The organism is Ureibacillus chungkukjangi, from assembly GCF_044795995.1.
Classification (GTDB): Bacteria; Bacillota; Bacilli; order Bacillales_A; family Planococcaceae; genus Ureibacillus; species Ureibacillus chungkukjangi.
In genome coordinates this window covers 1184373-1198119 of sequence record NZ_CP085009.1, presented here as the reverse complement: position 1 = coordinate 1198119, position 13747 = coordinate 1184373, and the positions used below count along the sequence as shown (strand labels likewise).

The 13747-nt window shown below is 37.4% G+C and carries 13 protein-coding genes and 1 other annotated feature; all 13 genes read right to left on the bottom strand.

The features are described 5' to 3' along the window. Positions 1–55 precede the first annotated feature (55 nt). Entirely contained in the window at positions 56–1345 is a 1290-nt protein-coding gene (locus LG296_RS05915; protein WP_404427659.1) for a uracil-xanthine permease family protein, read from the bottom strand. Between the two features lie 22 nt (positions 1346–1367). Continuing rightward, entirely contained in the window at positions 1368–1913 is a 546-nt protein-coding gene (pyrR, locus tag LG296_RS05910; RefSeq protein ID WP_404427658.1) for a bifunctional pyr operon transcriptional regulator/uracil phosphoribosyltransferase PyrR, read from the bottom strand. A gap of 1283 nt (positions 1914–3196) precedes the next feature. Beyond that, on the bottom strand, positions 3197–4105 hold the full coding sequence (locus LG296_RS05905) for an RluA family pseudouridine synthase (RefSeq protein WP_404427969.1): 909 nt from the start codon (positions 4103–4105) through the stop codon (positions 3197–3199). Next, positions 4105–4581: a signal peptidase II gene (gene lspA, locus LG296_RS05900; RefSeq protein WP_404427657.1), complete on the bottom strand. Its 477-nt coding sequence runs from the start codon at positions 4579–4581 to the stop codon at positions 4105–4107. Before lspA ends, LG296_RS05905 begins: the two co-directional genes overlap by 1 nt. A 320-nt stretch (positions 4582–4901) precedes the next feature. Beyond that, a complete protein-coding gene (gene ileS, locus LG296_RS05895; protein ID WP_404427656.1) occupies positions 4902–7661 on the bottom strand; it encodes an isoleucine--tRNA ligase in 2760 nt (919 codons plus the stop codon). A gap of 196 nt (positions 7662–7857) precedes the next feature. Further along, positions 7858–8109, bottom strand: a binding site (T-box leader). Between the two features lie 66 nt (positions 8110–8175). Then, complete coding sequence (locus LG296_RS05890) at positions 8176–8727, bottom strand: DivIVA domain-containing protein (RefSeq protein ID WP_251397128.1); 552 nt, start codon at positions 8725–8727, stop codon at positions 8176–8178. Between the two features lie 95 nt (positions 8728–8822). Further along, positions 8823–9608: an RNA-binding protein gene (locus tag LG296_RS05885; protein ID WP_404427655.1), complete on the bottom strand. Its 786-nt coding sequence runs from the start codon at positions 9606–9608 to the stop codon at positions 8823–8825. A gap of 188 nt (positions 9609–9796) precedes the next feature. Then, positions 9797–10078 (bottom strand): YggT family protein, encoded by a 282-nt coding sequence (locus LG296_RS05880; protein WP_251397122.1) that lies wholly within the window; start codon positions 10076–10078, stop codon positions 9797–9799. Between the two features lie 131 nt (positions 10079–10209). Further along, positions 10210–10689, bottom strand: a complete 480-nt coding sequence (locus tag LG296_RS05875; protein ID WP_251397120.1) for a cell division protein SepF — start codon at positions 10687–10689, stop codon at positions 10210–10212. Between the two features lie 16 nt (positions 10690–10705). Next, a complete protein-coding gene (locus LG296_RS05870; RefSeq protein ID WP_404427654.1) occupies positions 10706–11374 on the bottom strand; it encodes a YggS family pyridoxal phosphate-dependent enzyme in 669 nt (222 codons plus the stop codon). Positions 11375–11452: 78 nt separating this feature from the next. Beyond that, positions 11453–11689 carry a PRC-barrel domain-containing protein gene (locus LG296_RS05865; RefSeq protein WP_404427653.1) on the bottom strand — a complete coding sequence of 79 codons (237 nt, stop codon included), beginning with the start codon at positions 11687–11689 and terminating at the stop codon, positions 11453–11455. A gap of 166 nt (positions 11690–11855) precedes the next feature. Then, positions 11856–12638, bottom strand: coding sequence for an RNA polymerase sporulation sigma factor SigG (gene sigG, locus LG296_RS05860; protein ID WP_251397111.1), 783 nt, complete (start codon positions 12636–12638; stop codon positions 11856–11858). A 335-nt stretch (positions 12639–12973) separates the two neighbouring features. After that, a complete protein-coding gene (gene sigE, locus LG296_RS05855; protein ID WP_107933861.1) occupies positions 12974–13681 on the bottom strand; it encodes an RNA polymerase sporulation sigma factor SigE in 708 nt (235 codons plus the stop codon). Positions 13682–13747: the final 66 nt, after the last annotated feature.

Sequence of the window (13747 nt, the reverse complement as noted above, 5' to 3'; positions counted from 1 at the left end):
CCTACTTGTTATTCCCCTTCTTTGCCTCTCTGGACAATTCATTAAAAGGTTTTCTTTATTCTTCTAATTCATTTTCTTGCCTTGGTCTTCCTGGTAAGACAAGATTTAAAATTACTCCGACGATAGCTGCTAAAGCCATCCCTTCAATAGTGAATAACTCATCAAACAATCGAAGTGAAGCTCCACCAATCCCAACTACTAAAATAACAGATGCAATTACCATGTTGCGGTTGTTTCCAAAGTCAATGTTGTTTTCAACTAACATACGTAGACCACTTGAAGCAATAATCCCAAATAGCAGTATGGAAATTCCACCTAGAACAGCTGTAGGAATTGTTTGGATTAATGCCATCGCTTTTCCTAAGAAAGAGAATAGAATGGCTAATACTGCTGCACCAAAGATCACATACACCGAAAACACTCTTGTGATTGCAAGGACTCCGATATTCTCTCCGTATGTTGTTTTAGGAGGTCCACCTATGAATGCACTGACAAATGTCCCTAATCCATCCCCTAGTAGGGATCTATTTAAACCTGGATCTTTTATGTAATTACGGTTTACTACTTTTCCTAATACTAATTGGTGACCAATATGTTCTGAAATCGTTACAATTACAATCGGAACCATTGCTAGTAAGATCGTTGATGTGATTTTAAATTCGTAATCCACACCTGGAATCAAGAAGTCTGGCAAGGCGAACATTTTTGCTTGTGATACAGGCGTAAAGTCAACAATACCGATAATTGCTGAGTAAACATATCCAACGATTAAGCCTAAAAGAATTGGCATTGTACTTAGTATGTTCTTAAAATACACATTGAAAATGATTGCTGCGAACAAAGTTACAAGTGCTGCTGAGAAATGCTTGAAGCTGTATTCTCCATTTACGTTCATCGCCATATCTACTGCAGTTCCGGATAATCCAAGCCCAATCACGATAATAACCGGTGCTACTACGATTGGCGGTAATAAACGCATTAGCCATTTATAACCTGTTGTCCAAATTAATAAGGATACAATCCCGTAAACAACTCCGACTGCCATCGCACCCATCATTGCGTTTCCTGGGTTTACACTTGCTCCATTTTCTAATCCACCAACTGCAAGAATCGGCGCTATGAAGGCAAAGGATGAACCTAAATATGCAGGTACTTTAAATTGTGTAATTAGTAAAAATATAATTGTTGCGATCCCACTAGTTAGTAATGCAATTGCAGGACTTAATCCTACCAATTGAGGCACTAATATTGTTGAACCAAACATTGCAAACATATGCTGAAAACTTAATGTAACAAGTTGTCCTGCTGTAGGTTTGTCATTGATGTCTAACACCGCTTTTGACATATTCTTTTCCCTCTTTTGCCAGTTAGTCTTCTTTATGAAGTGTTACGTTATCTTCTTTATCCACTTCTGTTAAACGAACAACGATTCTCTCAACACCTGATGTTGGAATGTTTTTTCCTACATAATCAGCACGGATTGGCAATTCACGATGCCCCCTGTCTACAAGGACAGCCAGCTGGATATGAGAAGGTCGACCTAAGTCCATTACCGCATCTAATGCAGCTCTCACTGTACGACCAGTGTACAAAACGTCATCTACAAGAATAATTTTTTGATTCGCCACTACATAATCAATATCAACCTGTTTTACAAGTGCTTCACCGTTTTCGGTTTTAGTAGTAAGATCATCTCGGTAAAGCGTGATATCTAATTCCCCTGTACGAATTGGTTTTCCTTCGATCTTCTCGATTTTGTCTGCCAGTCTTCTAGCTAGAAAAGCACCACGTGTTTTAATGCCTACTAGAATACATTCGTCGATTCCTTTGTTCTTCTCGATGATTTCATGAGCAATTCTTGTTAAAGCGCGATTCATTGAAGGGCCATCTAATAATTCTGTAATTTGTCCCATCATTTTTCCTCCTTCCTAACTTGGATTTACAAATAGCTTGATACAGTCAAAAGAGGGTTGTAGTTTTTCACAAAATAAAAACCTCTTAAAGCTTTTGGCTTTAAGAGGTTGGATATACGTGTTGAAATAACATGCTTGGATAATTTTTGCACTATATTCATATAGTGCTGCAATCTTTTCTCTACTATTTTGAGTTAACAGTCTAAACTATTCCTCATTCGAAAAAAGCGCATAATCATTCCATAACATTTCTACAAGTACCTTCTCAGCCTCTCTGGACTGCCATTAAAGGTGTATCTATTTGATTTTACTTTTCGTGTTCCCATCTCTGTAGGCTTCACTGTTGTTAGTATAGTATTGTAATTGTTATTCGTCAACCTTATTTTGAAAATTATTTGAAAATATGAATAGGAATTAGATTAAGAGTGTTGTGGGGGTGGGGACTTTGCTACCTTTCGGAGTGAGGTTCTTGCTGGATTGTTGCAATGCTGGGGGTTTTGCTACCTTTCGGAGTGGAGTTCTTCTTGGATGGTCGTAATACCGGTTGCTTTGCTACCTTTCGGAGTAAGATTCTTACTAAATCGTTGTAATCACCAACGTTTTGCTACCTTTCGAAGTGAGGTTCTTGCTGGATTGTCTTAATGCTGGGGGTTTTGCTACCTTTCACGATGAGCTTCATGCTGGATTGTCTTAATACCGGCTGCTTTGCTACCATTCGGAGTTAGGTTCTTGCTGGATTGTCTTAATAGCTGTTGTATTGCTACCTTTCAGAGTTAGGTTCTTGCTAGATTGTTGTAATGACTAACGCTTTGCTACCTTCTAACACGTTTCACCACAGATATGAATTGCATTCCAACCCCAATTCCTCCTCCTAACACGCTTCATCACCATTAGAAACCGCATTCCTATTCTAATTCTTCTTCGTAACGCATTACAACCCTAACTCTCCCTTCCAACACGTTTCATCTTCCATATGAAACGCATTCTAACCCCAAGTCCCTCTCCAAAAACGTTTCATCCCCGATATGAAACTCGTTCCAACTCCGACCCTTCATCCAAACGCGTTTCATTTCAAATATGAAACTCATCCCAAGCCCAACTCTCCCTCCTAACACGCTTCCTCACCATTACGAACCGCATTCTTATTCTAATTCTCCTTCGTAACACGTTTCATCCCAGATATAATTGCACTCACCCCACCTCCCAAAAACACGCCAGCCTGGTCTCCCCCCAACAAAAAAAGCCGCAGAGTCAACTTAGCGTTGTCTCTTGCGGCTTGTTAGTTATGCTTTTCGTAATGCTTCTAATAATGCCACATAGTCTGCTGGAAGTGGCACTTCAAATTCTAGGTATTCTTTTGATGTTGGATGTACAAATCCTAAAACACCTGCGTGCAGTACTTGTCCACCAAAGTCGATTGTTTTCTTTGGACCGTATTTTGGGTCTCCTGCTAATGGATAGCCAATATAATTCATGTGTACACGAATTTGGTGTGTGCGTCCTGTTTCTAGACGGCATTCCACAAGTGTGAAATCAACAAGTCGCTCCATTACACTGAAGTGAGTGACAGCATGCTTACCATTATCAACAACTGCCTGTCTTTGGCGGTCTTTGGGATCACGTCCGATTGGGGCATCTACTGTCCCTTTGTCATGAGCAATATGTCCATGCACTAGAGCGGTATATTTACGAGTTACTGTTTTATTTACAAGTTGTTCCACAAGTGATTGGTGGGCTTGATCATTTTTAGCAACCATTAATAAACCTGATGTATCTTTGTCGATTCGGTGTACAATACCAGGTCGTAAAATGCCGTTAATGCCTGATAAATCTTTGCAATGGTGCATTAAGCCATTTACTAATGTGCCTGTTAAGTGGCCTGGTGCCGGATGGACAACCATGCCTTTAGGTTTATTTACAACAAGTACATCCTTGTCTTCATAAATAATTTCTAAATCTAAATTCTCTGGAATAACTTCTAGTGCTTCAGGATCTGGCACGTCCACTTCAATGACATCGCCTTCTTTTACCTTGTATTTTGGTTTAATATCTTCACCATTTACTTTCACAATTCCATTTGTAATCCATGTGGAAATTTGTGATCTTGACCATTCTGCTTCAATTGTTGACAGCGCTTTGTCAATACGCTCTCCTGCATTTTCTTGTTCGATTGTAATTGTGACTAGTGTCATCATTTCACCTTTTTCTTTTCATTCCGTTCTTCTCTAAGCATTACTAAAATAAGCATGATAACTGATATTGTTAAAGCTGCATCAGCAATATTAAAAATTGGGAAGTCATAATTAATAATTGGGATTAGTACATCTGCAAAATCGACTACTTCTCCTCTGAAAATTCGATCGATAAAATTACCTAAAGCCCCACCAAGTAAAACCATTAAACTGATTCCAAAAGCTGGCTTTCCTTTTGCTTCTTTATGGAAGTAATAAATAATACCTGCAATAACGATTAAGGTTACAATGGTGAATATCCACATTTGCCCTTGTAGCATTCCCCAAGCAGCACCACGATTACGATGAGAAAGAAGCCCAAACCATGGATCCCAAATTACGATACGGTCTCCAAGCTCCATATTTTTAACTACTAACCATTTCGTCCACTGATCTAATATTATAACGATTGCAGCGATACCATAGTATTTATACACAGTATTCCCCCATTTGCCATTATCTTTACCTTTTTTCAATTTCAAATTAACCATGGCAAAGATTAAATTTAATATATACTGTTATCCTAACACTTAAACGGTGTCAGTAGGTACTAAACATCATTTTTTTGTGTCACTATAAAACAACCGCCCCCGAAAACGAGAGCGGTTATTTATCTGCGCGTCGTAATAAGACTTAATTTTTTTTGTGATGGAGGTAAAGTTCTGGATATCCTGTTAGTTTTGGCATTTTTTGCGCCAATTAGTGTCGAATGTCCGCCACTTTTACGAATATATCCGCCAACTACAAAAAATTAATCTTAAACGTAATGTTTTTCTACTACATCCGCACAACGGCTACATAAAGTAGGATGTGCTTCGTTTTGACCTACAGTTTCGGAGTAAGACCAGCATCGCTCACATTTTTCTCCGCCTGCTTTTTCAACTACGATTGAAGTTTTCTCTAAAACTAGAGCATTTTCAGGTGCATTTTCTTTCCCTGCTACTACTTCAAGCTGAGAAATGATACAGCTTTGAGCAAAGTTAACCGCTGTATCATTTAAAAGTGCAGTAACCTCTTCATTTGCGAAGATAGTTAATTTAGCCTCTAATGATTTACCGATTGTTTTTGCATTACGAGCTTCTTCTAGTGCTTTTAGTACTTCGTCACGTACAGTAATTACCTTTTCCCATTTCGCACGTAGCTCAGAGAAATTACTATGCTCGTCAACTTCAGGGAAGTCTGTTAATTGAACAGAAGCTTCTTCTTCGTTTAAGTAAGACCATAATTCATCCGTTGTATGTGGCAGGATTGGTGTTAACACTTTTAATAGTGTTTGAAGCGTATCATACATTACTGTTTGCATTGCACGACGATCATGGTTCTCTTTACCTTCGATATATACAACATCTTTTGCCACATCTAAATAGAATGCTGATAATTCAACTGCAACAAAGTTGTTAATAGTGTGGTAAACAGATGCAAATTCATAACGATCATAAGCAGCACGTACAGCTTTTAAAACATCCTGCAAACGCATGTACATGTATTGATCCATTTCACGTAAATCATCGTAAGCTACGCGGTCTTCTTTAGGATTGAAGTCAGAAACATTCCCGTGTAAGAAACGAAGTGTGTTACGGATTTTACGATATACTTCAGAAATTTGTTTTAACATATCCATTGAAATACGTACATCCGCAGTATAATCCACTGACGCTACCCATAAACGAAGGATATCTGCACCATATTGATTCATTACTTTTTCAGGAATGATAACATTTCCTAAGGATTTACTCATTTTACGACCATCGCCATCTAATACGAAGCCATGCGTTAATAGGCCTTTGTATGGTGCATACCCATTAATGGCAACAGATGTAATTAATGAAGAGTTGAACCATCCTCGGTGTTGGTCAGAGCCTTCTAAGTAAAGATCAGCTGGATATTTCATGCCGCGCTCAACAAGTACACCTTGGTGTGATGAACCTGAGTCGAACCATACGTCCATGATGTCATTTTCTTTAGAGAACTTCCCGTTAGGACTACCTGGGTGTGTAAAGCCTTCTGGAAGTAAGTCTTTTGCTTCCCATTGGAACCAAATGTTTGAACCGTGCTCACGGAACAGCTTCGATACATGAGCAATTGTTTCAGGTGTAATAATTTCTTCACCGTTTTCAGTATAGAATACTGGAATTGGAACTCCCCATGCACGTTGACGAGAAATACACCAATCTCCACGGTCACGAAGCATATTATAAAGTCGTGTTTCTCCCCAAGCTGGCGTGAAAGTCGTACTTTCAACCGCATTTAATAGCTCGTCACGGAATGCTTCTACTGAACAGAACCATTGTGGTGTAGCACGGTAAATAACCGGTTTTTTTGTACGCCAGTCATGTGGGTATGAGTGAGAGAAGAAGGATAGCTTTTCTAAAGCACCAGCCTCTTTTAACTTTTCAGTAACCACTTTATTTGCATCGTTATAGAACAAACCTTCAAAACCAGGTGCTTCATTTGTATAGCAGCCTTGATCATTGATTGGGCTTAGTACCTCTAATCCATAGCGTTTACCAACTTGGAAGTCATCTTCACCATGACCCGGAGCCGTGTGAACACATCCTGTACCAGCATCAGTAGTAACATGATCCCCAACCATAATTAATGAATCTCGGTCATATAATGGGTGTTTTGCAACTACGTATTCAAGCTCTTGCCCTTTTACTTCTTGAACAACCTCTGCATTTTCCCACTCTAGTGTTTGTGAAACTGTTTCTAATAAATCCTTTGCAATGATAAATTTGTTACCATTTACAGCCACTACTACGTAAGTAATTTCAGGGTTTAAGGAAATCCCTAAGTTTGCAGGAATAGTCCATGGTGTCGTTGTCCAAATGATGAATTTTGCATCCTCAGGAACAACACCCTTTGCATCCTTAATACCGAAGCTTACATAAATTGAAGGAGATTTAATATCTTGATATTCGATTTCTGCTTCTGCAAGAGCTGATTCTGAAGAAGGAGACCAATAAACTGGTTTTAAACCTTTATAGATATAGCCTTTTTCAGCCATTTTACCGAATACTTCGATTTGACGTGATTCAAATTCGGGCTTTAATGTGATGTAAGGATTTTCCCAATCGCCACGAACACCTAAACGTCTGAATTGTGATTTTTGGTTTTCAACTTGCTCATAGGCATATTTTTCACATAGCTCACGGAACTCGGCCACTGTCATTTCTTTACGTTTAACACCTTTGTTTGTAAGAGCTTGCTCGATTGGTAAACCGTGTGTATCCCAACCTGGTACATAAGGTACATGGTAGCCAGTCATTGAACGATGACGGTTGATCATATCTTTAATAACCTTGTTCAATGCATGCCCGATATGGATATCTCCGTTGGCATATGGAGGACCATCGTGTAGTACGAAATGCGGACGGTCTTTTGTACGTTCTAATACTTTTGCGTTGATGTCCATTTCATTCCATTTCCCTTGCATTTTTGGTTCATTTGCCGGTAAATTTCCGCGCATTGGGAAATCTGTCTTTGGCATTAATAACGTATCTTTGTACTCTACCATTTTAAGTCCTCCTAAAGTTTCAACTTCTCAAATTTAAAAATAACTAGCGCTGTTTCAATCAATAAATAAAGTGGATTCTTGGATCTATTTCGCAGCTTTCATAGTAGGCTACATATTGTGTATTAGAAGCCTTTTCCGAATCCAATATAAATGACTCAGAACTTTTTTAAAATAAAAAAAGCCTCTCATCCCTGGTAAAAGGGACGAGAAGCTATAACTCGTGGTACCACCCTAATTTGTAATCTAACACTAAGATTAGATTACCTCTTAGACACTTTAACGCTAGTGTTAACGAAATCACTTACTTACAGCACCATTTTGCGCGCTCTTTTTCAGGGATTTTGCTCTGGAGTGATTTTCTTTTTTTGAAGGTATTGTTCGAGCTTTCACCATCCTCGAATCGCTTGTGGTCACTTTCAAAAAATACTGTCTCCGTCAACGCATATTTTAAGTTATTTTTAATCTCGTTTATCAGTATATGAAACCGAATAATTTTCGTCAAGTAAATCGGATATTATAGAAGCTTGTTTAACTCTTCGCTAGTAAGCTCGATTTCATCTGTTTCTTTTCTGGCATGATTTTGGATTTCAGTAAGACCCACATTATATTCCATTAAATGATCCCAGTCATCTGTGCTTAACAAATCTAATTGAGCTTCTACTAGCATTTTGAAGCGATTACGGAATACTTTCGATTGTTTTTTCAACTCATCAATTTCAATTGCAATTTTACGAGCTTTGCCCAATGCTTCATTGACAATACGATCAGCATTCTTTTCAGCTTCTTTAATAATTAGCTTAGATTCCTGCTGAGAATTACGACGAACCTCTTCTGCTGCTTCTTGAGCTACAACGATAGATTTTTGTAATGTTTCTTCTAGTGTATTATAATGACCCATTTGTACAGTCATTGTTTTAATCTTCTCTTCTAACTCTTTTTTCTCACGAAGGATAATTTCATAATCTTTAATAATTTGATCTAGAAATTCGTTCACTTCGTCCTCTGCATAGCCGCGGAAGCCTCTAGTAAATTCTTTATTATGTATATCAAGAGGTGATAATGGCATGGTCAACACTCCTTCTCATTTGAAATAACTAATCCTATTATACAACTCGTGTCGTCACTTGACATCAAATTTTCGTAATTTTTCACCAGAAACTACTATTTTTGCTCTAATCGTCCTACTTGCAGTCGTATTTTATCCTTTTTTGTTCTACCTTCAGTCATCATAACCTTGATTCTACCATGACCTCTAGCTGAAATTACATCGCCTTCTTGAACCTCAAAGGAAGTATCCTCTCTAACGGTCCAATTCACTTTTACTTTTCCAGCCTTAATAAGACTTTGAGACTTTTGTCTAGATATATTCACTACTGTTGCAACTATCACATCTAACCTCATAGAAGATACGGTATAGGTATTGTCAAACCATTCTTCCTTTACGGTGATTAATTGATCGGTAGTTTTTACATATTCTAGCTTTACTTTCGATTTCCCGATTGAAGTTAGGTTCGCTAAAATATAGTCCTGTACTTCCCCTACTGCTGCAAATTGGATAGTGTCTCCTTCTATTCTTATATCTCCAAATTTACTGCGTTCAATACCAAGGGATAGTAGAGCCCCTAAGACATCCGGATGTTTTAACTGCACAAATTTGGATGGGTAGTTAATAGAGAAAAAGGAGATTTGGAAGTCCTCTGAGGATGGTTCAAAGTAACTCGGGCAAATAAATAGCCTTTGACGCTCGGCTTCCTGAAACCCTCCAAAAGTTTTTACTTGCAGATCATTATCCTGACCAATTATGGACGAAACAATAAAACGTTCTCGTGGGTCAAGGAAATCTGTTAGCTTTGGAGCGAAACGGTCCTCTACTTCCCGTTGCCAGCCAATGACTTTTTCTATAAACGTTTGTTCATCTTTTCTAAAATGCTGGATTAAATGCTCCATCTGCAAAAAGCCCCTCTTTTATAAATATTATTATTCCTATTTTTTTAAGTTTTATAGTAAAATTGAGAGTTTTTTCACATAAAATTCTTATCTAATTTTTCCTTCTAAAAAATATGGAATAAAGTCTCTTTAGCTATAGTGTTTTTCAAAATTATAAAAAAACCCCCACTTGTTTGTAGGGGCTTGTCCTATGCAATCAGGCTAAAGATATTAAGAAAAACAATTTTTATGCCTCGTTCGATAAAGCTTAATAATAAGATACCGATGATTGGCGAAAAATCGATCATACCGATTGGTGGAATGAACTTTCTAAAGATGCCTAAATAAGGCTCACATGCTTTTGCTAATAAACGGCCAAATCCAGATTGTTGTACTGCCGGAACCCAGGACATTAAGATGTAAATGATTAGCATAAACGAATAAATCGAGAATGCAATTGTGATTACTCTTAGGATTGATTCTAATAACATATAAATTGATGACCCTCTCTAAATTAAATTCCCCTTAATAGCTAGGAGTAAACCTTTACCAAAGCTAGTTGATTGTTCTTTTATGTACTTTAATATCAGAGGGAAACTCCATTCCTGGTGAAGGAATGAAGCTAGTATTCCTCAGAAAAATAATTAGAGATTTCACCAGATACCTCTACATTTTCTGGTGTACATAAGAATATATCGGTACCGATTCTTTGAATATCTCCACCTAAAGCATACACTGTTCCACTTAAGAAATCGATAATTCGAATACCAGATTCACGATCAATTCTTTGTAAATTGACAATAATAGCACGTTTATTCTTTAAATGCTCGGAAATATCCTGTGCTTCTGCATACACACGTGGTTCGATAATGACCACTTTAGAATTTTTCAGCGCGTTTGCAGCTTGTAGACTTACAACATTACGTGGTGGCTGCGCTGTAGTTGCTTCAACCTCCACTACTTTTCTTTCCTTTTTCGCGCGCGACTTTGCTACCGGTTGCTCTTTTGGAAGATTCACTGGGCTTTGAGCTTGCACTTGTGCTGCTGCTTCCTCTTCTTCCTCTAAGTAAAAGAAATTTTTGATTTTGTTTTTCATGCTCATCTAGTATCCCTCTTTTCTATCCAACAAGAGCTGTTCCAATTCTTACAAAGGTTGCACCCTCTTCTACTGCAATTTCGTAGTCATTTGACATACCCATTGAAAGCTCTTCGCAAGGTGCAAACGGTAAGTTAAGCTTAACAACTTCCTGTTGTAGATTTTTTAATTCACGAAATACGTTTCGAATTATTTCTTTCTCTCCTGTATTTGGAGCCATTGTCATTAAGCCTACGATACGAATATGTTCAAATTGTGCTAGACTTTCGATAAAAGGTATTACTTCATCTCTGTTAAGTCCGTGCTTTGACTCTTCTCCTGATACATTTGCTTGCACAAAACAATTAATCGTTTTTTGTGCTCTTTTATTAATTTCTTCAGCTAAGCTAAAACGGTCTAAAGAATGGAGATAGTCAATTTCATTTATTACTTGTTTTACTTTTCTTGACTGCAAGGAGCCAATGTAATGCCATTTTGCTTGATTATTAATTTCGCTTTTTTTAGCCAATAATCCTTCTGGTCTGTTTTCACCAAGATGAATTAGCCCAGCTTCAACCGCTTCAAAAGCTCTTTCGGTAGTGACCTGTTTTGTTACAGCAATTACGGTCACATCCTGCTTTTTTTCAGAACGATTTTTTGCCTGTTTTATTTTTTCATTTATGAATTGTAAGTTTTCTGTAATCTTTGCCAATTTAAACCCAACTTTACATCATTAGTTTCTTTTATTGTATCAATCTACATGCTACTTTTCAATGCATTGCTACTTCTATCAGACAAGTTCTCTAACTAAAATTACATCTTTTCCTACTACGAGCACATCGCTAATCAGCACTTTTCTCACTTGTTCGTCGCTTTGCATAAAGGACATAAACTTTTTGGGTTCCGAAACTAAAAAAGCTACAATGTCACCTGACTTTTCATCCACCTCGGCGTCAATAATATACCCAATAAAACGACCACTACCAGCCTCAATAATTTCCTTTTGCTGCACATCAGAAAAACGCAAATCCGATCTCCCTTCGTGTACATATTCACATATACCACTCTTTAATAACACTTATGCTTGGTGAGGCTAAATATTTACTTGTTCAAAGGAATTTCTAGATTTATTGTGTCGCGTCTTACTTACTCCCAAATAAAAACGCACTTAAAAGATAAGTGCGCTGCATGTTTTATCCTAATTTATAGTCTTTTTGCATTGTCTCAATTGCATTTTTTTCTAATCGAGAAATTTGCGCCTGAGATATGCCGAGTGATTTTGCGATTTCCGTTTGAGTTTCGCCGTAATAGAATCGTTTTGATAGTATCATCTGCTGTCTTTCATCTAATTTCTGCATACTTTCTTTTACACTTACATATGCAACCCATTGTTCCTCTGATACATCATCATCTCTTAACTGATCCATAATATAAACGGCATCACCGCCATCTGAGTAAATTGGCTCTTGTAATGATAAAGGATCCTGAATTGCATCCAGTGCATACAATACATCTTCCTTTTTCATTTCAATTGCTTCTGCCAATTGTTCAATTGTCGGCTCATGTAGATTTTCTGAAATAAACGCTTCCTTGGCTTGCATTGCTTTATAAGCAATATCTCGTAAGGATCTAGATACACGTAATGCATGATGATCACGCAAATGTCTTCTAATTTCACCAATGATCATTGGTACAGCATATGTCGAAAATCGAACATTATGCTTAAGGTCAAAATGATCAATAGCTTTTAATAAACCGATACACCCTACTTGAAATAGGTCATCTGCTTGTTCGCCTCGATAGGAGAACCTACCGACAATACTTAACACAAGCCTTAAATTACAAATTACCAGTTCATCTCTTACCCATTCTTCTCCAGCTTGTAAGCGAACGAACAACTCTCTCATCTCTTCATGTTTTAGCACTGGCAAAGAAGCAGTATCTACACCACAAAGTTCTACTTTAGTACGAACCATCTTCTTTTCCTCCGAACTGTCATTTTTTTCCCCGCACTATCCTGCTGTTATGACCAAAGGAATATACAGTCAAGAAATGCATGAATTTCTATGTGCACAGACAAGGAGCATAAATGAATGCAGTTATGTCTATGAAGCACATGAGATGCACTTCAACCTTCATTAGGAATTTTTATGAAAGTTTCACATATATCTCTGAACTGTTTTTTAAGTTTGTCCGGAATAAAAAAGAATATGCACAAAATTTTCGTCCAATTTCATCCAATCGGATTCGTACTAAAGCTCTCAATATTCAATTGTATTTGTCTTAAACAAAACCTTTCTTATTATATAAATTAAGAAATTGGTTGATTTAAATGTTCACGTAAATCTAAAATTATTTTCTTTTCTAAACGTGAAATATAGGATTGTGAAATTCCTAAATGGTCTGCCACTTCTTTTTGTGTCATTTCTTGCTTCCCATTTAAACCAAAACGACACTCCATAATATATCTTTCACGTTCACTCAAGCCGTTAATCGCTTGGAACATATGCTGACGTTCTATCTTCTTCTCAACATCATTCATAATAATTTGTTCTTCTGTACCAAGAATGTCTGAAAGAAGTAATTCATTTCCATCTGGATCTGAATTTAAAGGCTCGTCTAACGAAACCTCACCCTTCATACGGCTTGTCTTTCTCAAATGCATTAAAATTTCATTTTCAATACATCTGGAAGCGTAAGTTGCTAATTTAATATTTTTTTCTGTATTAAAGGTCTCAATGGCTTTTATCAAGCCAATGGAACCTATGCTAATTAGATCCTCAATAGGTGTACCAGTGTTATCAAAACGTCTTGCAATGTACACAACAAGACGAAGATTTCTCTCAATTAGTGTATCTCTTGCTCTTAAGTCACCATTCATAAAGGCTTCAATAACTGTCGTCTCTTCTTCTCTAGTCAATGGTACTGGCAATGAATCGTGCCCTCCTATATAGTACGTTCCCTTTAGTCGAAACTTACTCCAAATTTTTCTAAATAAGTCAATAATTTTATTAAACAATCATTTTCCCCCTTTATGCGTAAATTTGATTAAGTGACCCTCCAATAGCTAAAACCTGTTTAGCTT

What these genes read in the sequence shown, in the direction of transcription:
- sigG (WP_251397111.1), bottom strand. Translation starts at nt 12,638, where the DNA reads ATGGTTCGTACTAAAGTAGAACTTTGTGGTGTAGATACTGCTTCTTTG.
- LG296_RS05885 (WP_404427655.1), bottom strand. Translation starts at nt 9,608, where the DNA reads ATGGAGCATTTAATCCAGCATTTTAGAAAAGATGAACAAACGTTTATA.
- LG296_RS05905 (WP_404427969.1), bottom strand. Translation starts at nt 4,105, where the DNA reads ATGACACTAGTCACAATTACAATCGAACAAGAAAATGCAGGAGAGCGT.
- ileS (WP_404427656.1), bottom strand. Translation starts at nt 7,661, where the DNA reads ATGGTAGAGTACAAAGATACGTTATTAATGCCAAAGACAGATTTCCCA.
- pyrR (WP_404427658.1), bottom strand. Translation starts at nt 1,913, where the DNA reads ATGGGACAAATTACAGAATTATTAGATGGCCCTTCAATGAATCGCGCT.
- LG296_RS05880 (WP_251397122.1), bottom strand. Translation starts at nt 10,078, where the DNA reads ATGTTATTAGAATCAATCCTAAGAGTAATCACAATTGCATTCTCGATT.
- LG296_RS05890 (WP_251397128.1), bottom strand. Translation starts at nt 8,727, where the DNA reads ATGCCATTATCACCTCTTGATATACATAATAAAGAATTTACTAGAGGC.
- LG296_RS05915 (WP_404427659.1), bottom strand. Translation starts at nt 1,345, where the DNA reads ATGTCAAAAGCGGTGTTAGACATCAATGACAAACCTACAGCAGGACAA.
- LG296_RS05875 (WP_251397120.1), bottom strand. Translation starts at nt 10,689, where the DNA reads ATGAGCATGAAAAACAAAATCAAAAATTTCTTTTACTTAGAGGAAGAA.